We start from the raw sequence: 23,027 nt of genomic DNA, 5'->3' as shown, positions 1-23,027 counted from the left end.
GGGCTCTCGACACCGGCGCGCCCCTACGGCGCCCTCTCGGCCGGCGCGTGGGGACAGTGGGAGTTGGTGGGCCCTCGCCCCGGGTTGTGGTGGGCGCGGAAAGCAGCAGGACCCCGGCGCTGGATTCGCCGGGGTCCTGCTTTTCTGCTGTTTGCGCTGATCAGACGCTTGTCGCGCTGACCTCCACACCGTGGTCGGCGGCCAGGCGGCGCAGGTCGTCCAACTCGGCCTGTTCCACCTCGACGAGGAAGTCGTCGCCTTCGTCGCGAGCCCGCGTCAGGTCGGTCTCGGTCGCCCTTATGCGCTGCAGAAGTCCTGCGGTGAATGCGTCCATGCTGCGCCCCCTCGTCCTGGGTCGTGGGTCGGGTGGCACGGGGGTGTGCCGTTCGGAAGGGGCGATCACGTCTGCGGATGCGAGTGCCCAGCGCTGCCCTGGCTGGGCGGCGACGGTGCCGGACACCCACGCCCGCTCTGCGGAAGCGTTGGACGTACCACAAGGTGGCTTGCCACATGCAGAGCGTGATCGCGGGGTGTAAAGCCGTCCTCCCCGCGCTCCCTTCGGTGGAAACCTCAACCCATCGAGAAAATCCCGCATTCCCGAGCCTCATACCCGACCTTCATCTTGCGCCCCGCCGCCTTACAGCCGACTTATGGCCGAAAAGGGCAGGATGGAGGTCACACAGCCACGAAGACCCTGCCCGCGTGCGCCGAGACGCGCTACGCGGGTGGACAGAGGAAGGACAAGCGACGTGCGCGTACTCGTCGTCGAGGACGAGCAACTGCTCGCCGATGCGGTGGCCACCGGACTGCGCCGGGAGGCCATGGCCGTCGACGTCGTGTACGACGGTGCGGCCGCCCTGGAGCGCATCGGCGTCAACGACTACGACGTGGTCGTCCTCGACCGCGACCTCCCGCTCGTGCACGGCGACGACGTCTGCCGCAAGATCGTCGAGCTCGGCATGCCCACCCGCGTGCTGATGCTCACGGCGTCCGGCGACGTCAGCGACCGTGTCGAGGGCCTGGAGATCGGCGCGGACGACTATCTGCCCAAGCCGTTCGCGTTCAGCGAGCTGACGGCACGCGTGCGTGCCCTCGGCCGGCGTACGAGTGTGCCGTTGCCGCCCGTCCTGGAGCGGGCCGGCATCAAGCTGGACCCGAACCGCCGCGAGGTGTTCCGCGACGGCAAGGAAGTCCAGCTCGCCCCCAAGGAGTTCGCCGTCCTGGAGGTGCTGCTGCGCAGCGAGGGCGCGGTCGTCTCCGCGGAGCAGCTCCTGGAGAAGGCCTGGGACGAGAACACGGACCCGTTCACCAACGTCGTGCGGGTGACTGTCATGACGCTGCGCCGCAAGCTCGGTGAACCGCCGGTCATCGTCACCGTGCCCGGCTCCGGCTACCGGATCTGATCCACTGTGGCGACGACCCCCGCGCCTCCCCAGGCGCCCCCGAAGCCCACGTGGGACCCGAGAAGGCCCGAACCACCGTTCCCCTGGCTGCGCCCCACCATCCGTATACGGCTCACGCTGCTGTACGGCGGGATGTTCCTGATCGCCGGCATCCTGCTGCTGTCGATCATCTATCTGCTCGCCGCGCACGCGTTGAACGTGGGCAGTGATCTGCCGTTCAAGATCCTCGAAGGCTCGGTGAGCAGCAAGACCTGCAACTTCCCGTCGCAGCCGTCGGCGACCGAGATGAACAACGCGATGAACGAGTGCGTCAACGAGCAGCGCCAGCACGCGCTCGACGACCTGCTCAGCCGCTCGCTGCTGGCGCTGCTCGGTCTCGCGATCATCGCCTTCGCCTTCGGGTACGCGATGGCGGGCCGGGTGCTGTCCCCGCTGGGCCGGATCACCCGGACCGCCCGCGCGGTGGCCGGCTCGGACCTGTCCCGCCGGATCGAGCTGGACGGCCCGGACGACGAGCTGAAGGAACTTGCGGACACCTTCGACGAGATGCTGGACCGGCTGCAGCGGGCCTTCACCGCCCAGCAGCGCTTCGTGGGGAACGCCTCGCACGAGCTGCGTACCCCGCTGGCGATCAACCGCACGCTCCTGGAAGTGCATCTGTCCGATCCCGGTGCCCCCGTCGAGCTCCAGCAGCTCGGCAAGACGCTGCTGGCCACCAACGAGCGCAGCGAGCAGCTCGTGGAGGGTCTGCTGCTGCTGGCCCGCAGCGACAACCAGATCGTCGAGCGCAAGCCCGTGGACCTCGCCGAGGTCGCCGAGCAGGCCGTCGACCAGGTGCACGCGGAGGCGAGCGCGAAGAACGTGGTCATCCGCGGCGAGCGCAAGCCCGTCGTCGTCCAGGGCAACGGCGTCCTCCTGGAGCGGATCGCCCTGAACCTCGTGCAGAACGCGGTGCGGTACAACGTGCCCGAGGACGGCTGGGTCGAGGTCACCACCGAGGTCCAGCACGGTCATGCGGTGCTGATCGTCTCGAACACGGGGCCGGTGGTCCCGGCGTACGAGGTCGACAACCTCTTCGAGCCCTTCAGACGGCTGCGTACGGAGCGAACGGGCAGCGACAAGGGTGTGGGCCTCGGTCTGTCGATCGCGCGGTCCGTGGCGCGCGCACACGGCGGCCATATCTCGGCCCAGCCACGTGAGGGGGGTGGGCTCGTGATGCGAGTCACCCTGCCCATCTGAGATCATGTCGCCGACACACGAGGATGTTCGCTTTGCGCGGAATTTTCTGGCCGCATCTTCGGCACCCTTGTGTGTGATCGATCACAAGCGCAATTTTCGGGGCATCTACTCTCCGTGATCATGCACCCTGTCGGAAAGCCGGGAAAATCCGGGTTTTCAGGGGTCTTGATCACGGGAAGTACACGGTGAGGTGCCTTTGAAGAGCGGCATGAGGACCGTGTACGGTCCCCTTCGCCATCCAAGCCGATCACTCTTGAGGGGTCCGGTTGGGTGTCGATTGAGTAACAGACCTTGATGTGAGGCAAAATCTCCGCCTCAGGTCGGGCACAAGTCCGGCCTCTCACGCGTTACGTGCGCTGGAGACACCGCAGACACCCAGAGGGGGAGAGCGCGACATGGCAACGGATTACGACACCCCACGCAAGACCGACGACGACGTCGACTCGGACAGCCTTGAAGAGCTCAAGGCGCGTAGGAACGACAAGTCGACTTCCGCAGTGGACGTCGACGAATTCGAGGCGGCCGAGGGCCTCGAACTGCCCGGAGCGGACCTCTCGAACGAAGAGCTGGCCGTCCGGGTGCTGCCCAAGCAGCAGGACGAGTTCACTTGCATGAGCTGCTTCCTGGTGCACCACCGCAGCCAGCTGGCCCGCGAGAAGAACGGCCAGCCGATCTGCCGCGACTGCGACTGAGGAGGGGTCGGCCGTGACTGGCTCGACCCCACCCTGGAAGCGCCGCTCCCGCCGACCGGGAGCGGACGAAGGGCCGACAGACGGTCCTCATGGCGCGCGTGACGACGAGCGGGGCTCATCCGAACAGGGATCAGCCTCGCTCGAACCGGCGGCCGACCGGGCTGACCTCCCGGTGCCCGCCGACGTTCCCGCAGCCGCCCCCGTCGCCAGGCGACGGGCGGCGGTCATCCGGGACAAGGCCAAGGAAGGCGTCCGTAAGGGCGGCAGCCGGGCCAGGGCGGGCCTGGCGTACCTCGCCGACCGAATCATCGACATCGCCCCGAGGATCCCCGTACGGGACCTTGAGGCGCTTCGGCGGCAGTTCCCGGGCCTCGGCCCCGAACAGCTCGCCGACAAGCTGGTGGCGGGCGCGGCGAACGCGACGTCGACCGTCGGCGCCGGAATCGGTGCCGCGGCGATGCTGCCGGTGCCACCCGCCATGCCCACCGAACTGGCCGCCGAGATCACCGGCGTCGCCGCGATCGAGCTGAAGCTGATCGCCGAGCTGTACGAGATCTACGGCGTCCGTCCGCCCGGCGACCTCCGGCAGCGCACCACCACGTATCTGAACTCCTGGTCCGGGGAGCGCGGTATCGACGTGACCAAGCCGTCGACCATGAGCGCCGCGCTGAACGGCCACATGAAGCGCGAGCTGCGCCAGCAGATCATGAAACGCATGGTCCGCGACCTGCCGAACCTGATGCCCTTCATGGTCGGCGCCGCCGTCGGAGCGGTCATGAACCGCCGGGACACCAAGAAGCTCGCCGAACGCATCCGCAAGGACCTGCGCAAGGCCCAGGTGCCCTGGGACGCGCTGCCCGAACTGCCGCCCCTGGAGGCCCCGCCCGACCCGCTCAGGATGGGCGAGATCCCCAAGGAACTCGGGCGCTAGGGGATCGGATCGGAGGGGACCGGTTCTCTTAGACGGCTGCCGCCCGTGCCGCCTTCAGGGCCTCCGCCAGCCGCTCCGGCTCACGCGTCGACAGGTACAGGTACGGCGTCGGGTCGGCCGGGTCGGTGACCTCCACGCGCAGTGCCGTGGGGATGTAGGAGCGCAGCAGCAGGAAGGCCCGGGTGTCGGCCTTGTAGGTGCGCCAGGCGCGCGCCTCCTCCGGGTCCAGGATCTCCGCCTCGCCCAGGGCCGTCACCGGGATCTTCGCCTCGCCGGCGATCAGCGAGTCGCCCACGATCCGGATGCGGAGCGAGCCGTAGGAGCTGGCCGTGACCGCGGCGAACGCGGTGCCGCCGACCAGGCCGCCGAGCAGTGGCAGGGTGCCGAAGGGCAGCAGGATCAGGGCGAAGGAGACGCCGACCAGGAACGAGATGAACCACCACGAACGGGGGGCGGTGAGGCGCTCGTCGTAGGGGGAGGCGGAGAGCTGCATGGAGCCAAGCTTGGCACGGTGTCGGGAACGTACCGACGCGCGGGTAAGGTCTGCGGCTGTGAGTGGTACTTCTCCAGCTCTTAAGCCTCCGTCCGACGCCGTGAAACCGGTGCGGCACCCTGACGCGCCCGCGCCCGGTGAGTTGCTGGGTGCCCACTACGAACAGTGTTTCGGGTGTGGCGGCGACCAGCCGCACGGGCTGCATCTGGCGGCGCGGGCCGGCGAGGGCGTGACCATCACCGCGGAGTTCACCGTGCGGGCCGCCCACCAGGGCGCCCCGGGCCTCGCACACGGCGGAGTGCTCGCCAGCGCGCTGGACGAGACCCTCGGCTCGCTGAACTGGCTGCTGCGGACGATCGCGGTGACCGGCCGCCTGGAGACGGACTTCGTGCGGCCGGTGCCCGTGGACACCGTGCTGTATCTGGAGGCCGAGGTGACGGCGGTGGCCGGGCGGAAGATCTACTCGACCGCCACCGGACGCATCGGCGCTCCCGACGGGCCGGTCGCCGTGCGCGCCGACGCCCTCTTCGTCGAGGTGAAGGTCGACCACTTCATCGACAACGGCCGCCCGCAGGAGATCCGGGCCGCCATGGACGACCCGGACCAGGTCCGGCGTACCCGTGCCTTCGAGGTGAACCCGTGAGCAGTGGCCGTAGTCCCCTGGACGTACTGATCCGGCGCGTCGACCCCGACGTACCGCTTCCGTCGTACGAGCACCCCGGTGACGCAGGCGCCGATCTGCGGACCACCGAGGGCCGGGAACTGAAGCCGGGTGAACGGGCCGTACTGCCCACGGGGGTGTCTGTCGCGCTCCCGGAGGGGTACGCGGCCTTCGTGCACCCTCGTTCGGGGCTTGCCGCCCGCTGCGGTGTCGCCCTAGTGAATGCCCCGGGGACGGTTGATGCCGGGTACCGTGGGGAGATCAAGGTGATCGTGGTGAATCTCGACCCGTACGAGTCGGTACGGTTCGAGCGCTTCGACCGGATCGCCCAGCTGGTCGTCCAGCAGGTCGAGAGGGTCCGCTTCCAGGAGGTCGCGGAACTTCCCGATTCGGCGCGGGCCGAGGGGGGCTTCGGGTCCACCGGCGGTCACGCCGCTGTGGGCGGCACCACGGGTGGGAATCGATACGCTTCGGTCGTATCCGACCGGGAAGGACAGTGACGTGTTCGGACGTCGCAAGAAGGGCACTGCCGCCGAGGACGCGGCGAGCGAGGCCGAGCAGGTCGTCGACGACGTCGACACTGAGGCGGACGCGGTGGAGCGCGTGAGGCTCGAACCGGAGCCCCGCCCCGACGGACCCTGGGACGACTCGGAGGTCGGCGACCCCGCCGAGGGCCGGGTGGACCTGGGCGGTCTGTTCGTGCCGGGAGTCGACGGCATGGAGTTGCGGGTCGAGGTCGCGGGTGACGCGATCGTCGCCGCCACGGTGGTCCTCAAGGACAGTGCCATCCAGTTGCAGGCCTTCGCCGCCCCCAAGCGCGAGGGCATCTGGGGTGAGGTCCGCGAGGAGATCGCCAGCGGCATCACCCAGCAGGGCGGCATCGTCGACGAGGTCGAGGGGCCGCTGGGCTGGGAGCTGCGCGCGCAGGTTCCGGTGCAGCTGCCGGACGGCACGGGCGGTTTCCAGGTGGTGCGGTTCGTCGGTGTGGACGGTTCGCGCTGGTTCCTGCGCGGGGTGATCTCCGGGCAGGGCGCGGTGCAGCCGCAGGCGGCCGGTCTGCTGGAGCAGATCTTCCGGGACACGGTCGTGGTGCGCGGCGAGGGCCCGATGGCGCCCCGCGACCCGATCGTCCTGAAGCTGCCGAACGACGCCCAGATGGTTCCCGAGGGTGTCCAGCAGGAGGAGGCGGGTTCCCGCTTCTCCGGCGGCATGGGCCAGTTGCAGCGCGGACCGGAGATCACCGAGGTCCGCTAGCCGGAACAGACAGACACGAAAGGGTCGTACCCCTCCCGGGGTGCGGCCCTTCGTCGTGCGCGCACTCTTGACGGCGTATTGGTCTGTACCTATGGTCTCGGCTCAACGCCCACGTTCATCAGGGTGCTCTTTGTTCACATACGAGAACGGAGTCACCGTGCGCCGCGCTGCCCTGCTCTCCGTCGTCACCGCGCTGGTCCTGGGCTTCTTCGCCCAGCCCGGCGCCCCCGCCCAGGCCGCCCCCGCCACCTTCGTCCATCCCGGAGTCGACGTCTCCAGGAGCCAGTTGGACTTCGCCCGCACCGAAGTCCTCGCCGGCGCCCAGCCCTGGAAGGGCGCCTACGACCAGATGATGGCCAGCTCCTACGCCGGCCTCACCCGCACCCCGAAGCCCAGAGCCGTCGTCGAGTGCGGCTCGTACTCCAACCCCAACTACGGCTGCACCGACGAACGCGAGGACGCGATAGCGGCCTACACCGACGCGCTCGCCTGGTACATCACCAAGGACGCGCGCTACGCCCAGAAGTCCATCGAGATCATGGACGCCTGGTCGGCCACGATCACCAGCCACACCAACAGCAACGCGCCCCTGCAGACCGGCTGGGCCGGCTCCTCCTGGCCCAAGGCCGCCGAGATCATCAAATACACGTACACCGGCACCTGGGCCAACTCGGCCCGCTTCGCGACCATGCTCCGCAACGTCTACCTCCCCGAGATCATCAACGGCTCCAATTCCAACGGGAACTGGGAGCTGACGATGATGGACGCCGCCGTCGGCATCTCCGTCTTCCTGGAGGACAGGACGTCGTACGACAAGGCCATGGCGCTCTTCCGGACGCGGACGGCCGCCTACATCTACCTCGCCTCGGACGGTTCCGTACCGAAAACCGTGCCGAGCCAGAACCTCAACACCACGGCGAAGATCGTCAGTTACTGGCAGGGCCAGTCGACCTTCGTCACCGGGCTCACCCAGGAGACGTGCCGCGACTTCACGCACACCGGGTACGGCCTCTCCTCGATCTCGCACGTCGCCGAGACCAGCCGGATCCAGGGCACCGACCTCTACGGCACCGACGTGGGCGAGCGGCTGCGGCAGGCGCTCGGGTTCCAGGCCAAGTACCAGCTCGGGACGGCCGTGCCGAGCTGGCTGTGCGGCGGGTCGCTGACCCTCGGGCTCGGACCCGTCACAGAGGTCGGCTACAACGCCCTGCACAACCGCCTGGGCATCGCCATGACCAACACCCAGACGCTCACCCTCAACAACCGCCCGGCCGGCAGCAACAACCTCTTCGTGGCCTGGGAGACCCTCACCCACGGCGACAACCCCAACTGAACACCGTCACGCCCTGATGCCCGTGCCATACGGGCATCAGGGATGTGTCAAAGACGTCCCGGACCAGGCCCGCCACCCCTTTTGTCGGACTTATTGGCCGTAAAGTCGACGCTGCGTACACGGGTGTGACGGGAAGACAATGGGGCCATGGGACGCGGCAAGCTTCGGATCTACCTCGGTGCGGCACCGGGCGTCGGCAAGACGTACGCCATGCTGTCCGAGGCCCACCGCAGGGTGGAGCGGGGCACCGACTGCGTGGTCGCCTTCGTGGAGCACCACGGCCGGGCCCGCACCGAGGTGATGCTGCACGGCCTGGAGCAGGTCCCGCGCGCGGAGCTGGCCTACCGGGGCACCGTCTTCACCGAGATGGACGTCGACGCCGTACTGCGCCGGGCCCCCGCCGTCGCCCTGGTGGACGAACTGGCCCACACCAACATCCCGGGCTCCCGCAACACCAAACGCTGGCAGGACATCGAGGAACTGCTCGCGGCCGGCATCGACGTGGTGTCGACCGTCAACATCCAGCACCTGGAGTCCCTCGGCGACGTCGTCGAGTCGATCACCGGGGTGCGCCAGCAGGAGACCGTGCCGGACGAGGTCGTCCGCCGGGCCGACCAGATCGAACTGGTCGACATGTCGCCACAGGCACTGCGCCGGCGGATGGCGCACGGCAACATCTACCAGCCCGACAAGGTCGACGCGGCCCTCTCGAACTACTTCCGCCCCGGCAACCTCACCGCCCTGCGGGAGCTGGCCCTGCTGTGGGTGGCCGACCGGGTCGACGAATACCTCCAGGAGTACCGCAGCGAGCATCAGGTGTCGGCGATCTGGGGTTCGCGCGAGCGGATCGTCGTAGGACTGACCGGCGGCCCGGAGGGACGGACCCTGATACGGCGGGCCGCGCGACTCGCCGAGAAGGGGGCCGGCGGCGAGGTGCTGGCCGTCTACATCTCCCGCAGCGACGGCCTGACCTCCGCCTCCCCGAAGGAACTGGCCCAGCAGCGCACCCTGATCGAGGACCTCGGGGGCACCTTCCACCACGTAGTGGGCGACGACATCCCGGCCGCGCTGCTCGACTTCGCGCGCGGGGTCAACGCCACCCAGATCGTCCTGGGCTCCTCGCGCCGCAAGACCTGGCAGTACGTCTTCGGGCCCGGCGTCGGCACCACGGTGGCCCGCGAGTCCGGTCCCGACCTGGACGTCCACATCGTCACCCACGAAGAGGTCGCCAAGGGCCGCGGACTGCCGGTGGCCCGGGGCGCGCGGCTCGGCCGGGCCCGGATCGTCTCGGGGTGGGTGGTCGGAGTGGTCGGGCCGGTGGGCCTCGCGCTCCTGCTGAACGCGATCCACCTCGGGCTCGCCAACGACATGCTGCTGTTCCTGTCCCTGACCGTCGCGGCGGCGCTGCTCGGCGGGCTGCTGCCGGCACTGGTCTCGGCGGCCCTCGGGTCGTTCCTGCTGAACTACTACTACACGCCTCCGCTGCACCGGCTGACCATCGCCGACCCCAAGAACATCGTCGCCATCGCGATCTTCGTCGGGGTCGCCGTGTCCGTGGCCTCCGTCGTCGACCTGGCCGCGCGGCGCACCCAGCAGGCCGCCAGACTGCGCGCCGAGTCCGAGATCCTGTCCTTCCTCGCGGGCAGCGTGCTGCGCGGCGAGACCAGCCTCGAAGCGCTCCTGGAGCGGGTCCGGGAGACCTTCGGCATGGAGTCCGTGGCGCTGCTGGAGCGCAAGAGCGACGTGGACCCCTGGACCTGCGCGGGCCGGGTCGGCGTCGGGGTGCCGCTGGAGCGGCCCGAGGACGGCGATGTGGACATGCCGGTCGGCGACCACATGGCCCTCGCGCTGACCGGCCGGGTGCTGCCCGCCTCCGACCGCCGGGTCCTGGCCGCCTTCGCCGCGCAGGCCGCCGTCGTACTGGACCGCAGACGCCTGCGCGAGGAGGCCGACCAGGCCCGCGCCCTCGCCGAGGGCAACCGCATCCGTACGGCCCTCCTGGCAGCCGTGAGCCACGATCTGCGGACTCCGCTGGCCGGCATCAAGGCGGCCGTGTCTAGTCTGCGGTCCGACGACGTGGCCTGGTCCGAGGAGGACCAGGCCGAGCTGCTGGAGGGCATCGAGGCGGGCGCCGACCGGCTCGACCACCTCGTGGGCAACCTCCTCGACATGTCCCGCCTGCAGACCGGCACGGTGACCCCGATCGTCCGGGAGATCGACCTCGACGAGGTGGTGCCCATGGCGCTCGTCGGGGTCCCCGAGGGCAGCGCCGAACTCGACATCCCGGAGACACTGCCCATGGTCGCCGTGGACCCGGGGCTGCTGGAGCGGGCGGTGGCCAACCTGGTCGAGAACGCGGTCAAGTACAGCCCGCCGGACAGACCCGTCCTGGTGTCCGCCAGCGCCATCGCCGACCGGGTGGAGGTCCGGGTGGTCGACCGGGGCCCCGGAGTCCCGGACGAGGCCAAGGACCGCATCTTCGAGCCCTTCCAGCGCTACGGCGACGCCCCGCGCGGTGCCGGAGTGGGGCTCGGCCTCGCCGTGGCGCGTGGCTTCACCGAGGCCATGAACGGCACCCTGAACGCCGAGGACACGCCCGGCGGCGGCCTCACCATGGTCCTCACGCTCCGCGCGGCCAAGCCACTGGAGTTCGCGCCGGAGGACAGTGCCGTAGAAGACGGGCATGACGTGAAAGACGTACAACCGGAAAGGCAGGTCTCATGACCAGGGTCCTCGTGGTCGAGGATGAGCCGCAGATCGTGCGGGCCCTCGTGATCAACCTCAAGGCGCGGAAGTACGAGGTCGACGCGGCGGCCGACGGGAAGACCGCGCTCGACCTCGCCGCCTCCCGCCACCCCGACGTGGTCGTCCTCGACCTGGGGCTGCCCGACATGGACGGCGTCGAGGTGATCAAGGGGCTGCGCGGCTGGACCCGGGTGCCGATCCTGGTGCTGTCCGCCCGGCACTCCTCGGACGAGAAGGTGGAGGCGCTGGACGCGGGCGCCGACGACTACGTCACCAAGCCCTTCGGCATGGACGAGCTGCTGGCCCGGCTGCGGGCCGCCGTGCGCCGGGCCGAGCCCACCGGGGGCGGCGAGGACGACGTCCTGGTCGAGACCGAGGAGTTCACCGTCGACCTGGCCGCCAAGAAGGTCCAGCGGGACGGGCGGGACGTACGGCTCACCCCCACGGAGTGGCATCTGCTGGAGGTGCTGGTGCGCAACACCGGGCGACTGGTCAGCCAGAAACAGCTGTTGCAGGAGGTGTGGGGGCCGTCCTACGGGACCGAGACGAACTACCTCCGCGTCTACATGGCACAGCTGCGGCGCAAGCTGGAGACGGACCCCGCGCACCCGAAGCACTTCATCACGGAGCCCGGGATGGGCTACCGGTTCGAGCGCTGAGGACGTGGGTACGTCGCTGTCGGTGGACCCCGGTACGCTTCAGATATGAGCGCTGTCCCTCGTTCCGAAAAGCCGGCCGGACGGTTCCGGCGCATGCTCGACCGGCTCTCCACCTCGCAGGAGGACCTGGAGTCGGAAGAGCTGCGTGAGGACACCGCGACCGAGGGCTGTGTCCGGATCGGCGACTGCCACGACCGACAGATCGTGACGGTTACTGGTACCTTGCGCACGGTCACGCTGCGCCCCCGGGCTGGAGTCCCGGCCCTGGAGGCCGAGCTGTTCGACGGCTCCGCCGCCCTGGACGTGGTGTGGCTCGGCAGGCGTTCCATCGTGGGCATAGAACCGGGGCGCAAGCTGATCGCGTCCGGCCGGATCTCCATGAGCAGAGGCCGCCGGGTGCTCTTCAACCCGAAATACGAACTGAGACCCCTCGGACGGGAGTAGCCGGTGACGTCGCTCGACAAGCCGACCACAGAGACCGTGGACGCCGAAGACACCGAGCAGGATGTCCGGGCGGTGACCGAGGCGGCCCTCTTCGAGGCGTTCGGCGGGCTGCGCGGCATGATCGAAACGGTCCTGCCCGGCCTCCTCTTCGTCACCATCTTCACGATCAACAAGGACCTGCACTGGTCGGCGATCGCCGCCCTGGCCGTGTCCCTGGTCCTGGTCGTGGTCCGGCTGGTGAAGCGCGACACGGTCAAGCACGCCTTCAGCGGTGTCTTCGGCGTCGCCTTCGGTGTCGTCTTCGCGATGATGACCGGCAACGCCAAGAACTTCTACCTCCCCGGCATGCTCTACACGCTGGGCCTGGCGCTGGCGTACATCATCACGACCCTCGCGGGCGTCCCGCTGATCGGCCTGATCCTCGGCCCGGTCTTCAAGGAGAACCTCTCCTGGCGGAAGCGCAACCCCGGCCGCAAGAAGGCCTACGCCAAGGCCAGTTGGGCCTGGGGCCTGATCCTGCTCGCCAAGTGCGCGATCCTCTTCCCGCTCTACTGGTGGGCCAACACCGCCCAACTCGGCTGGGTCCTGGTCGCGTTGAAGATCCCGCCGTTCCTGCTGGCCGTCTGGCTGACGTGGGTCTTCCTCGCGAAGGCGCCCGCCCCCATCGACGTGTTCGCGGAGATGGAGGCGGAGGAACAGGCGGAAAAGGAACGCAAGGCGGCGGCTGCTGCCACGGCGGAGGGTCGTCACCGGCGGGACGCATAGTTTCCGCTACGACTAGTTTCCGCTACGACGAAGAGGGCGCCCCGAGATCCCGGGGCGCCCTCTTCGTCGTAGAACCGGACTAGCTCGCCGCATCCTCCCGGCGCACCGACAACAGGTCCTCCAACTGCTCCTCGCGCGCCTGAGCCGCCACGAACAACAGCTCGTCGCCCGCCTCCAGGGAGTCCTCGCGGGACGGGGTCAGGACGCGGGTGCCGCGGATGATCGTGACCAGGGAGGTGTCCTCGGGCCACTCCACGTCGCCGACCTGGGTGCCGGCCAGGGCCGACTCCTCCGGCAACGTCAGCTCCACCAGGTTCGCGTCGCCGTGGCTGAAGCGGAGCAGACGGACCAGGTCGCCGACCGAGACCGCTTCCTCGACCAGGGCCGACATCAGGCGGGGGGTGGAGACGGCCACGTCGACGCCCCAGGACTCGTTGAAGAGCCATTCGTTCTTCGGGTTGTTGACGCGGGCCACGACGCGCGGGACGCCGTACTCCGTCTTCGCCAGGAGGGAGACGACGAGGTTGACCTTGTCGTCGCCCGTCGCGGCGATCACGACGTTGCAGCGCTGGAGCGCCGCCTCGTCCAGGGACGTGATCTCGCAGGCGTCGGCCAGCAGCCACTCCGCCTGAGGGACCCGCTCGACCGAGATCGCGGTCGGGGCCTTGTCGATGAGAAGGATCTCGTGACCGTTCTCCAACAGCTCACCGGCGATCGAACGTCCGACCGCGCCGGCTCCGGCAATGGCGACCCTCATCAGTGACCGCCCTCCTCTTCGGGACCCTTGGCGAACGCCGCCTCGACCTTGTCGACCTCGTCCGTACGCATCATCACGTGCACGAGGTCGCCCTCCTGCAACACGGTCTGCGAAGAGGGCAGCATCGCCTCGCCGAGACGGGTGAGGAACGCCACGCGGACGCCCGTCTCCTCCTGCAGCTTGCTGATCCGCTGGCCGACCCAGGCCGCCGAGGCGTGCACCTCGGCGAGCTGGACACCGCCGGTGGGGTCCCGCCACAGCGGCTCCGCACCCGAGGGCAGCAGCCGGCGCAGCATCTGGTCGGCGGTCCAGCGGACCGTGGCGACGGTGGGGATGCCCAGGCGCTGGTAGACCTCGGCACGGCGGGGGTCGTAGATACGGGCCGCGACGTTCTCGACGCCGAACATCTCGCGGGCCACCCGCGCGGAGATGATGTTCGAGTTGTCACCGCTGGAGACGGCCGCGAACGCGCCCGCCTCCTCGATGCCCGCTTCGCGCAGCGTGTCCTGGTCGAAGCCGACCCCGGTGACCCGGCGACCGCCGAATCCCGGGCCCAGCCGACGGAAGGCGGTGGGGTCCTGGTCGATCACGGCGACCGTGTGCCCCTGTTGCTCCAGGGTCTGGGCGAGAGCGGAACCCACTCTGCCGCAGCCCATGATGACGATGTGCACGACCGTCCTTCCGGTGTCCTGAAATCAATGCTCAGCCCCATCAGGGTCTCAGACCGAGGCCAAAGTACACACGTCCGGCCCTTCCGGGGCACCCCTGTGCGTCAGCGGCGCCCGATGCTGCGCACACTGGCCAGGGTGAGGATTCCGAGGCCGGCCAGGGCGGCGAGGGCGCCGATCAGCTCTGCGGTCGAGGGCATGGAACCTCCAGGAGGGCGACGGGAGCGGGGTTTTGTCATATAGACACGGAGTCGTCACTCCCGACGGAATCCGCAACTCCACTCGTCATCGATTTCACCCGTGAGGCAGATGACAGGGCTCAGGCAGGTGGCGAGTAGAGGATCGCCTGTTCGAAGGCCTACGATCCTCTGTTGTGTCCAAACTGACCGACGTGCCCAAGCGCATCCTCATCGGGCGCGCGCTGCGCAGCGACCGGTTGGGCGAAACGCTCCTGCCGAAGCGCATCGCACTCCCCGTCTTCGCTTCCGACCCGCTGTCCTCCGTGGCCTACGCGCCCGGCGAGGTGCTGCTGGTCCTCTCCATCGCGGGCGTGTCGGCGTACCACTTCAGCCCCTGGATCGCGCTCGCGGTCGTGGTGCTGATGTTCACCGTGGTCGCCTCCTACCGGCAGAACGTCCACGCCTACCCCAGCGGCGGCGGCGACTACGAGGTGGCCACCACCAACCTCGGCCCCAAGGCCGGCCTCACCGTCGCCAGCGCCCTGCTCGTCGACTACGTCCTCACCGTCGCCGTCTCGATCGCCTCCGGCATCGAGAACCTCGGCTCCGCGATCCCCTTCGTGGTCGAGCACAAGGTGATCTGCGCGGTCGCCGTAGTCGTCCTCCTCACACTGATGAACCTGCGCGGGGTGAAGGAGTCCGGCTCGCTGTTCGCGATCCCGACCTACGTCTTCGTCGCGGGCGTCTTCGTCATGATCGCGTGGGGCGCCTTCCGCGGACTCGTCCTCGGCGACACCATGCGCGCGCCGACCGCCGACTACCACATCAAGGCCGAGCACCAGGGCCTCGCGGGCTTCGCGCTGGTCTTCCTGATGCTGCGCGCCTTCTCCTCCGGCTGTGCCGCCCTCACCGGCGTCGAGGCGATCTCCAACGGCGTCCCGGCCTTCCGCAAGCCCAAGTCGAAGAACGCGGCGACCACCCTCGCGGCGATGGGCCTGCTGGCCGTGACGATGTTCTGCGGAATCATCGCCCTCGCCATGACCACCAAGGTCCGCATGGCCGAGAACCCGGCCACCGACCTCCTCCACAACGGCGTCGCGATCGGCTCCGGCTATGTCCAGAACCCGGTGATCTCCCAGGTCGCCGAGGCGGTGTTCGGCAAGGGCAGCTTCCTGTTCGTGGTCCTCGCCGCGGCCACCGCGCTGGTCCTGTTCCTGGCCGCCAACACGGCCTACAACGGCTTCCCCCTGCTCGGCTCGATCCTCGCCCAGGACCGCTACCTCCCGCGCCAGCTGCACACCCGAGGCGACCGCCTGGCCTTCTCCAACGGCATCGTGCTGCTCGCCGGTACGGCCACCCTGCTGATCGCGATCTACGGCGCCGACTCGACCCGCCTGATCCAGCTGTACATCGTGGGCGTGTTCGTGTCGTTCACCCTCAGCCAGACCGGCATGGTCCGGCACTGGAACCGCCACCTCGCCACCGAGAAGGACCCGGCCAAGCGCCGCCACATGGTCCGCTCGCGCGCGATCAACACCTTCGGCGCGTTCTTCACGGGCCTGGTGCTGGTCGTCGTCCTGGTCACGAAGTTCACGCACGGCGCCTGGGTGGCGCTGCTCGGCATGTGCATCTTCTACGCCACGATGACCGCGATCCGTAAGCACTACGACCGGGTCTCCGAGGAGATCGCGGCCCCCGAGGGCCCGAGCGACGACAGCCTCCGCCCGTCCCGCGTCCACTCCGTGGTCCTCATCTCCAAGATCCACCGCCCGGCTCTACGGGCCCTGGCCTACGCCAAGTTGATGCGCTCGGACACCCTGGAGGCGCTCAGCGTCAACGTGGACCCGGCGGAGACCAAGGCACTGCGCGAGGAGTGGGAGCGGCGCGGGATCGACGTACCGCTGAAGGTGCTGGACTCGCCGTACCGGGAGATCACGCGGCCGATCATCGAGTACGTGAAGAGCCTGCGGAAGGAGTCGCCGCGCGACGCGGTGTCCGTGATCATCCCCGAGTACGTCGTGGGCCACTGGTACGAGCACCTGCTGCACAACCAGAGCGCGCTCAGGCTGAAGGGCCGGCTGCTGTTCACGCCGGGCGTGATGGTGACGTCGGTGCCGTACCAGCTGGAGTCCTCCGAGGCGGCGAAGAACCGGGCCCGCAAGCGGCAGGAGTGGAGCGCGCCGGGTGCGGTGCGGCGGGGGCCGGCGGAGGAGCGGCCCAGCGAGGCTCCGAAGTCCAAGCTCTAGCCGGGACCAGCTGGTCCCGGCCGGGACGGCTTTGTGGTGAGCGGTCGGGCAGGGCCCACGTAGACTGGTGGGCTGTTGTCCGGCCGTTCCCCCTTTGACGTTGTGGAGTCACCCCGCCATGCAGGCAGAACCGAAGAAATCGCTGGTGGGGGAGGAGTACGAGGTCGAGGTGGGCCCCGTCGCCCATGGCGGGCACTGCATCGCCCGTACGGCCGAGGGCCAGGTGCTGTTCGTCCGGCACACGCTGCCCGGTGAGCGCGTGATCGCTCGGGTCACCGACGGCGAGGAGGGCGCGCGGTTCCTGCGGGCCGACGCCGTGACGATCCTGGAGGAGTCCAAGGACCGCGTCGAGGCGCCCTGCCCCTACGCCGGCCCCGGCCGCTGCGGCGGCTGCGACTGGCAGCACGCGAAGCCCGGCGCCCAGCGTCGCCTCAAGGGCGAGGTCATCGCCGAGCAGCTGCAGCGGCTCGCGGGTCTCACGCCCGAGGAGGCCGGCTGGGACGGCACGGTGATGCCGGCCGAGGGCGACAAGCTGCCCGCGGGCCAGGTACCGCAGTGGCGCACACGCGTCCAGTACGCGGTGGACGTCGACGGCAACGCCGGTCTGCGCAGGCACCGTTCGCACGAGGTCGAGCCGGTCGAGCACTGCATGATCGCGGCGCCGGGCGTCAGCGAGCTGGGCATCGAGGAGCGCGACTGGTCCGGCATGGCGTCGGTGGACGTGATCGCGGCGACGGGTTCGCAGGACCGCATGGTGATTCTGGAGCCGAGGCCGGGAGCCCGCCTCCCCCTGGTCGAACTCGACCGCCCTGTCTCCGTCATGCGCGTCGAGGAGCACGACGGCGGCATCCACCGCGTCCACGGCCGCGCGTTCGTCCGCGAGCGCGCCGACGGCCGTACGTACCGCGTCGGCAGCGGCGGTTTCTGGCAGGTCCACCCGATGGCCGCGGACACCCTCGTCAAGGCGGTCATGCAGGGCCTGCTGCCGCGCAAGGGCGACATGGCGTTGGATCTGTACTGCGGCGTCGGCCTCTTCGCGGGCGCCCTCGCCGACCGCCTCGGCGACAAGGGCGCGGTCCTCGGCATCGAGTCCGGCAAGCGCGCGGTCGAGGACGCGCGGCACAACCTCGCCGGGTTCGAGCGGGTGAGGATCGAGCAGGGCAAGGTCGAGAGCGTGCTCCCGAAGACGGGGATCAGCGAGGTCGACCTGATCGTCCTCGACCCGCCTCGCTCGGGAGCCGGGAAGAAGACGGTGGAGCACCTGTCGTCACTGGGGGCGCGGAAGATCGCGTACGTGGCGTGCGATCCGGCGGCGTTGGCTCGGGACCTGGGGTATTTCCGGGACGGGGGGTATCGGGTGCGGACTTTGCGGGCGTTCGATCTGTTTCCGATGACTCATCATGTGGAGTGTGTCGCGATCCTTGAGCCGGTGGCCAAGCTGTCCTGACCTGCGGTTTTGTGCGTGCGCATTATGTGCGGTGTGGGCGTTACGGGCGATATCTTGACGCCGAAATGACGCTCGTGACGCTCATTTGACGCTCGTTCTGATGGAATGTCAGGTACGTTGCGTCGCTGGTCAGGCGCTCTGATGGGTAAGGCTGTGAGGCAGGGGTGCCGCCAAGCAGTCATGCTCAGCCGCATGAGCGGAGCGCCCGGCGCAGCCGGGGCGCCGGGGCCTGAGTTCGTCGGTCGGATGTACATCCGTGAGCTCTTCGCGTCCCTGGCCCGCCGGAGCGGGTGGCGCGCTGCCGAGGACGGCTTGGGCTGACGCCGCGTCACTCTCTCGCCGGGCCTTGAGGGAGGTCCGGACGGTCCGTGTTCCGGGAAGGAGCGTCCTGCGGTTCTCCTCCTTCGGCCCTCTTTCCAGCATTTCTGTGGTCTGCTCTCGGCTCAGTCCTCGTCAGTGGTCCGAGCGGTGGTCGCCGTCGTTGCCGTAGTAGGCCGCCTGCATGAGGTGCTGCATGTCGTCGAGCATGGGCATCCTCGGGTTGGCCGGGGGCGCACTGGTCCTCGTAGGCGTTCAGCGCCTGCTGGGGCAGTGGGTGGAGGAAGGTGCGCTCGTCGACGTCGAGGGCTTTGAACGTCGGTTCGATGCCGACCGCTGTGCGGAGGCGTTACACCGCGCCGGCGAGCGATTCGACGCCCTCGGCCGGGGTGGCGGCGGGCAGTGAGAGGGTGCGGGCGATGTCCTGGAAGCGTTCCGGGGCGCGGTAGTTCTCGTACTTGGGCCAGCCGGTCAATTTCGTGGGGACGGTGCCGTTGTAGCGGATGACGTGGGGCAGCAGGACCGCGTTGGTGCGGCCGTGCGCGAGGTGGAAGGTGGCGCCGAGGGGTGTGGGACATGGCGTGGACGATGCCGAGGAAGGGGTTGCCCTGCTCAGCATCGTCCACGCCGATGCCGCCGGCAGCTACACCAAGGGCAGGACCCCCACCCCCGATGCCCTCGCCAATGCCGCGATCCACAGCTACACCACCGCTTTCGCCTGGGCCGGAGCCATCTTCGCCGTCGGCGCCGTTCTCTGTGGCCTGCTCGTCCGCCCGGGAGCACCGGATACCAGCGACTCCACCGACTCCGCCGCGGCAATCTCCACGTGAGCCTTCTCGTGGGGTACGCCGGGCCGGGCCGGTGCACCCCACGGTTCAGGGTTCCGACACCGCCTCCAGGCCGTGAGGCCGGCGCTGCTGGCTCGCAGTCACCGGAGCGCAGGGGCGCGGTATGCGACTGAGCACTGAGTCACGTCCGCAGGCATCCCGAGCAAGGTCCTAACCGAAGGCCACGTCATCGACAAGGAGGACAGCCGCATCGCGCTCTTCTCCGCCGAGACTGGCGCTTGAGAGACAGGGCTGGCGGATCGTCACAACCTGTGGACAGCGGGGGTACGGCACGCCGACAGTTCGACAGCGGCTCGGCGTCGGCGACGCCGGGCAGGGCAGCGTACCCACGAATCGGCTTGCGGGATGGTCCGGCTCCGGGCGGTGCCCGGAAGGCCCGCCGCAGCCGCTCGTTCAGCTCGCGGGCGGGTGGTCTTGCCGGGTGTGCGTGCGCCAGTGGTCAAGGCTTTTGCGGCTGGCTCGGGCTTCGGGGTCGTCGGGGCCGAAGCGTCGTTCGAACTCGGCGAGTAGGCGGGTGAGTTCCTCGATTCCGTGCGGGATGTCGCCGGCTGCTGCGGCCCAGTGGGCGGCGCGGCTGCGGCAGGCGAGGGTGGCGTGGGCGTGTTGTCCCAGGGCTGTTTCGCTCGCCTTGGCCAGGTCGTGGAGCCGGGTGGCGGCGGCGTGCGGGTCGCCCGCCATGCCGGTCCAGGTGTAGAGCCGCTGGCGCAGGAGCACCTGGATGACGCCCGTCTCGTGGCCGGTGGTCTCTTGCAGACGCACGACGTCATCGAGAATGCGGACAGCTTTCGCGGGATCTCCCAGATGGCCGATACAGGACGCGAGGTGGAATCGGGGGGAGAGCGCGGCGCCGTGCGCGGCGCCATGCCGACTTTCTCCTATGTGCTGGAGTTGACGGAACAGTTCCGCAGCCTCTTCGTACCGTTCGGCCTCTTGCAGTGCGTTGGCGAGTTGGGCGAGCGTGCCTTCGCGGTCTTTCGCGCCGACAAAGCGTGGATCGTCCAGTAGCTCGCGCAACAGCGCAATCTGTTCGTCCTGCCGGCCCATACGGCTTAGGCAGTGGGCATGCCTGACGATGCTGTACAGCGTCTCGGCTGCGTCGGTTTCCGTCAGGGTGCCCCACTCCTGGATCTGTTGGGCCAGTTCGGGCTCTACAGCGCACCACTCTCCGAGATTTCCCCGGCTCATTGCGATGAGGCCGCGGCATCGCAACAGCTGCGCCGCGCCGCTCTTCCCCACATTACGCAGAGGCTGCAAGAGGTCCTGCGCCTGCCGTATTCCTTCGCGGACGTCGATTCCCCAACCGGTCCATTCGGCGAGCGTCAGCCGCGCGTCCAGGGTTTCCAGGTGCTCGGCTCCCAGCCGTGCGGTGCGCTCCCGCTCAGTACTGATCAAGAAGTCCCGTGCCTGGTCGTCACCCCGCCACACGGCGATCAGGCTGGCGAGATTGTCCAAGGCATAAGCACGACGCTCGTGATCAGGGTGGCCGAGCGCACGCTGCCAGGCGGCGCGTGCCTGCACGAAGCGGCACCAGCCCCCGGCGAGTTCGGCCAGGTCGATGGCCTCGTCCTCGGTGGCGAACGAGAGGAGTGCGTCCAGCGCCGCAGCCGGCGGCGGGTCTTTGGGGAGGGCGTCGATGAGGTAGTCGAACGCGATGTATCCGTCGTTGTCCTCCGGGAGGAGGGGGCTGCTGGTCGCATGCACCGGGGTGGTGGCCCAGCCAAGGGCCGACGTCAGGGATTCGGGACGCAGCCTGGTGCCGCCGTGCTGTTCCAGGATGGGCTGGGCGATGCGGGCGAGGAGCGTCTCGGGCAAGGAGCGGTGGATGGCGCACCGGCGTGCGAGGACGGCGGCGGCGACAAGGGCAGCTCCGCGCGGACGGTTGCCCACGGCCCAGGCATTGCACCATTCCTGGAGCATCTGGGGTCCGGCCGCCAGGTATTCGGCGAGACCGAACCGGTCGATGTGCTTCAGGGCCTCGCGGATGCGCGGATCGGCCGTGTAGATGTCCTGCTGGGCGTCTGCTTTCTCACGAGGAGACCAGGCGCGCGCCAGCTGAATCTGCTCGGCCAGCCGCAGGACCTCCTCGCCGCCGCGTCGACGGTCCACAGTCGGAGGGCTGCCGGGAGGGCCCTGGCCAATGCCCGTCAGCCGGGTGTACTCCTCGGCTCGTAGCGTGGCCAGGACGAGGTGCGGTCGGCGCCCACCGTGGAGCAGATTCTGGATGTGTGTGGGTGACAGCCCGTCACTGCCGAGGAACTTCTCCAGGTCGTCCAGCCAGACCACCGCCGGGCGACGGACGGTCCGGGTCGCGTCGAGTGCGGCGGGCACTCCTGCGATCCCGTTGGGGACGATCAATGGCCAGTTCCCCGCCCGCGCGAGCATCGCTTCGTAGGCGATGCGGGTCTTGCCCGCCGTCGATTCCCCCACCAGCAGAACGAATCGCCCCGGAGCCAGGCACTCCTCCAGTTGGTCGCTGATGTCCCGGCGGACGAACGGGGGCAGATCTGCGGGTATACCAGGACCGCTGGCCGCGCGGTGCACACCGAGCGTTATCGGATCCGTTGTTCTCACCACGGGGAGTCGTCGTCCGCTGTCCAGGTACAGCAGATTCGGCCACTGGTCCGAGTCGGCGACAGCTGAGGCATGGCGCGTGACACCCAGTTCCGCGAACACGCCGGCCACCACAGCGGCACTCGCTGTCACAAGGGCCGCCCACACTCCGGGCAACCACACTCCGGACAGACCGGCCGCTCCGCCGGCGAGGAGAGCCGCCGCCACGACCAGGCCGTAGCCCTCCCGCCCCCGCGCGCTGACGCGCCTGCGTTGCATGACTGTGAGTATGAAGTTGTCCGCAACATCTGAGTCCTCCATGTATCGGCCAATTTTCGGAGGTTTGTCGAGCTGTGCCATCCAGAGCCGGAACCGCACCCTGGCGCGAGCTGGCCGGGCAGGGCCGGAGAATGGCAGGTGGGCTGCCGAAAATGCCTGCTTGCGGTTGGCCGTTGTGTTCACTGATGGACGGCGAGAGGGTGGTGTAAGGGGCGATGGCCTCTCGAGGCCGACCGTCCCGCTCTACTGCCTACGCTTCGTCAGCTGGGTGACTGTCGAGGAAGCTCCGTGCTTTGCGCTCGACCAGCACGGGGACGAACTCGCGTACGGGCCGGTCATCGAACGACGCGTGGGCTTTGGCTACGGCTGCTTCGACCTCGGCCGGGTCGTGTGACGCGCTGAAGGCGTTTGTAAGGCGCTCCACGACTCGGCGGATGGCGTCTTCTTCGTGTGCCCTGTCCACCACGACGCCACCTGCCTGGGAGGGTGCGACTCAGCTTCCGCTGAGGTTCTCACGCGGAAGTGTCGCACTGTGTTGATCGTTGCACCGTGCTCGTGGGCCGTCGCCGGGAACCGGCCGTGCCTGGTGCGCGTGCAGGGCAAGGCTCACCAGGGTCATGAGCAGATCGACGTCCGCGGCGACGTCCAGGTGCAGCGTCACCCATGGCGAGCCGGGTACGAGAACGACGGCGGGGGCGCTCGTGAGGTGCTCTTCGAACTGTCGGACGGCCCTCGCTGTGAGGTGCAGGTCAATGTCCCGGTCGGAATGGAAGTGGGCGATCTCGCCGTGGGCGGAGGTGAGCGCGCGGCCGGTGACGCAACTCGGCTCCGCCTCGGTGAGGCCGGGCCAGGTTGCCAGTTGCGTGAGTGCACGCGCGGCCAACGTCATGCGCCCATCATGACCAGCTCACTCCACGGCCACCAGAAGGTGAGATATCCGTAACCGGGCAGCAATGTCCGATTGGCTGAATCGCGCGGATGGGCAACCGGCTTGGGGCGTCACACTGAGCGCAGGCTTTTCGGCGTCGTGCGAACCAGAGTTCAGTGGCGGCCGACACCGGCTGTCAGGGCCGTCCGCCACGTTCTGGGACTTCGAGCGTATGGCCCTGTCCTGCT

The 23,027-nt window shown here is 69.0% G+C and carries 22 protein-coding genes and 1 pseudogene; 15 read left to right on the top strand and 8 right to left on the bottom strand.

Annotated features, from left to right (window positions below):
• Positions 1–160 precede the first annotated feature (160 nt).
• Positions 161–334, bottom strand: coding sequence for a hypothetical protein (locus OC490_RS42245; RefSeq protein ID WP_019072956.1), 174 nt, complete (start codon positions 332–334; stop codon positions 161–163).
• Between the two features lie 415 nt (positions 335–749).
• Between OC490_RS42245 and OC490_RS42240 the strand changes: the two genes are divergently transcribed.
• The 4 genes from OC490_RS42240 (at position 750) to OC490_RS42225 (ending at position 4,265) form a co-directional block, all read left to right on the top strand.
• Positions 750–1,403: a response regulator transcription factor gene (locus tag OC490_RS42240; protein WP_010983842.1), complete on the top strand. Its 654-nt coding sequence runs from the start codon at positions 750–752 to the stop codon at positions 1,401–1,403.
• 6 nt (positions 1,404–1,409) lie between these two features.
• Positions 1,410–2,642 (top strand): sensor histidine kinase, encoded by a 1,233-nt coding sequence (locus OC490_RS42235; protein ID WP_262063360.1) that lies wholly within the window; start codon positions 1,410–1,412, stop codon positions 2,640–2,642.
• A gap of 395 nt (positions 2,643–3,037) precedes the next feature.
• A complete protein-coding gene (locus OC490_RS42230; protein WP_005481602.1) occupies positions 3,038–3,334 on the top strand; it encodes a DUF4193 domain-containing protein in 297 nt (98 codons plus the stop codon).
• 13 nt (positions 3,335–3,347) lie between these two features.
• Positions 3,348–4,265, top strand: a complete 918-nt coding sequence (locus OC490_RS42225; RefSeq protein WP_262063359.1) for an EcsC family protein — start codon at positions 3,348–3,350, stop codon at positions 4,263–4,265.
• A 28-nt stretch (positions 4,266–4,293) separates the two neighbouring features.
• Here OC490_RS42225 and OC490_RS42220 read toward each other — a convergent pair whose 3' ends face one another.
• On the bottom strand, positions 4,294–4,758 hold the full coding sequence (locus OC490_RS42220) for a DUF3093 domain-containing protein (RefSeq protein ID WP_200717221.1): 465 nt from the start codon (positions 4,756–4,758) through the stop codon (positions 4,294–4,296).
• Between the two features lie 58 nt (positions 4,759–4,816).
• On the opposite strand from OC490_RS42220, the gene OC490_RS42215 reads away from it, so the two are divergent.
• The 8 genes from OC490_RS42215 (at position 4,817) to OC490_RS42180 (ending at position 12,619) form a co-directional block, all read left to right on the top strand.
• The gene (locus tag OC490_RS42215) at positions 4,817–5,401 is read left to right on the top strand and encodes a PaaI family thioesterase (RefSeq protein WP_262063358.1); all 585 of its coding nucleotides are present in this window, start codon (positions 4,817–4,819) and stop codon (positions 5,399–5,401) included.
• The gene (gene dut, locus OC490_RS42210; RefSeq protein WP_019072962.1) at positions 5,398–5,919 is read left to right on the top strand and encodes a dUTP diphosphatase; all 522 of its coding nucleotides are present in this window, start codon (positions 5,398–5,400) and stop codon (positions 5,917–5,919) included. Before OC490_RS42215 ends, dut begins: the two co-directional genes overlap by 4 nt.
• A 1-nt stretch (position 5,920) precedes the next feature.
• A complete protein-coding gene (locus OC490_RS42205) occupies positions 5,921–6,673 on the top strand; it encodes a DUF3710 domain-containing protein (RefSeq protein ID WP_019072963.1) in 753 nt (250 codons plus the stop codon).
• A 157-nt stretch (positions 6,674–6,830) separates the two neighbouring features.
• Positions 6,831–8,006, top strand: a complete 1,176-nt coding sequence (locus OC490_RS42200) for an alginate lyase family protein (RefSeq protein ID WP_262063357.1) — start codon at positions 6,831–6,833, stop codon at positions 8,004–8,006.
• A gap of 147 nt (positions 8,007–8,153) precedes the next feature.
• Positions 8,154–10,730, top strand: coding sequence for a sensor histidine kinase (locus tag OC490_RS42195; RefSeq protein ID WP_262063356.1), 2,577 nt, complete (start codon positions 8,154–8,156; stop codon positions 10,728–10,730).
• Positions 10,727–11,410, top strand: coding sequence for a response regulator (locus tag OC490_RS42190; protein WP_019072966.1), 684 nt, complete (start codon positions 10,727–10,729; stop codon positions 11,408–11,410). The genes OC490_RS42195 and OC490_RS42190 overlap by 4 nt, the downstream gene beginning before the upstream one ends.
• Before the next feature lie 45 nt (positions 11,411–11,455).
• A complete protein-coding gene (locus tag OC490_RS42185) occupies positions 11,456–11,854 on the top strand; it encodes an OB-fold nucleic acid binding domain-containing protein (protein WP_262063355.1) in 399 nt (132 codons plus the stop codon).
• A gap of 3 nt (positions 11,855–11,857) precedes the next feature.
• Positions 11,858–12,619: a DUF3159 domain-containing protein gene (locus OC490_RS42180; protein WP_262063354.1), complete on the top strand. Its 762-nt coding sequence runs from the start codon at positions 11,858–11,860 to the stop codon at positions 12,617–12,619.
• A gap of 79 nt (positions 12,620–12,698) precedes the next feature.
• Here the strand turns inward: OC490_RS42180 and OC490_RS42175 are convergent, their stop codons facing one another.
• Both OC490_RS42175 and OC490_RS42170 read right to left on the bottom strand, forming a co-directional pair.
• A complete protein-coding gene (locus tag OC490_RS42175) occupies positions 12,699–13,376 on the bottom strand; it encodes a potassium channel family protein (RefSeq protein WP_019061074.1) in 678 nt (225 codons plus the stop codon).
• A complete protein-coding gene (locus tag OC490_RS42170) occupies positions 13,376–14,047 on the bottom strand; it encodes a potassium channel family protein (RefSeq protein ID WP_033283949.1) in 672 nt (223 codons plus the stop codon). The genes OC490_RS42175 and OC490_RS42170 overlap by 1 nt, the downstream gene beginning before the upstream one ends.
• 370 nt (positions 14,048–14,417) lie before the next feature.
• Between OC490_RS42170 and OC490_RS42165 the strand changes: the two genes are divergently transcribed.
• Both OC490_RS42165 and OC490_RS42160 read left to right on the top strand, forming a co-directional pair.
• A complete protein-coding gene (locus OC490_RS42165) occupies positions 14,418–16,469 on the top strand; it encodes an APC family permease (RefSeq protein WP_262063353.1) in 2,052 nt (683 codons plus the stop codon).
• Between the two features lie 118 nt (positions 16,470–16,587).
• Positions 16,588–17,916, top strand: a complete 1,329-nt coding sequence (locus OC490_RS42160; protein ID WP_262063352.1) for a class I SAM-dependent RNA methyltransferase — start codon at positions 16,588–16,590, stop codon at positions 17,914–17,916.
• A 453-nt stretch (positions 17,917–18,369) separates the two neighbouring features.
• On the opposite strand, the pseudogene OC490_RS42155 reads toward OC490_RS42160, so the two are convergent.
• Positions 18,370–18,842, bottom strand: a pseudogene (locus tag OC490_RS42155) (iron-containing alcohol dehydrogenase); the annotation flags it as partial.
• Here OC490_RS42155 and OC490_RS42150 point away from each other — a divergent pair.
• Positions 18,816–19,064 (top strand): hypothetical protein, encoded by a 249-nt coding sequence (locus OC490_RS42150; protein WP_262063351.1) that lies wholly within the window; start codon positions 18,816–18,818, stop codon positions 19,062–19,064. The pseudogene OC490_RS42155 and the gene OC490_RS42150 sit on opposite strands and share 27 nt — an antisense overlap.
• A gap of 411 nt (positions 19,065–19,475) precedes the next feature.
• On the opposite strand, the gene OC490_RS42145 is transcribed toward OC490_RS42150, so the two are convergent.
• The 3 genes from OC490_RS42145 to OC490_RS42140 all read right to left on the bottom strand — a co-directional run bounded on the left by OC490_RS42145 (position 19,476) and on the right by OC490_RS42140 (position 22,800).
• Positions 19,476–21,911: a hypothetical protein gene (locus OC490_RS42145; protein ID WP_262063350.1), complete on the bottom strand. Its 2,436-nt coding sequence runs from the start codon at positions 21,909–21,911 to the stop codon at positions 19,476–19,478.
• Positions 21,912–22,161: 250 nt separating this feature from the next.
• Positions 22,162–22,374, bottom strand: coding sequence for a three-helix bundle dimerization domain-containing protein (locus OC490_RS49665; RefSeq protein ID WP_410099250.1), 213 nt, complete (start codon positions 22,372–22,374; stop codon positions 22,162–22,164).
• Positions 22,375–22,404: 30 nt separating this feature from the next.
• Complete coding sequence (locus tag OC490_RS42140; RefSeq protein ID WP_262063349.1) at positions 22,405–22,800, bottom strand: luciferase family protein; 396 nt, start codon at positions 22,798–22,800, stop codon at positions 22,405–22,407.
• Positions 22,801–23,027 lie beyond the last annotated feature (227 nt).

Origin of the sequence: Streptomyces sp. STR69, from assembly GCF_024519455.1 — a bacterium.
In the GTDB taxonomy this organism is placed as follows: Bacteria; Actinomycetota; Actinomycetes; order Streptomycetales; family Streptomycetaceae; genus Streptomyces.
Note: the sequence above shows the minus strand (reverse complement) of the source record. Positions and strands in the feature narration are given on the sequence as shown.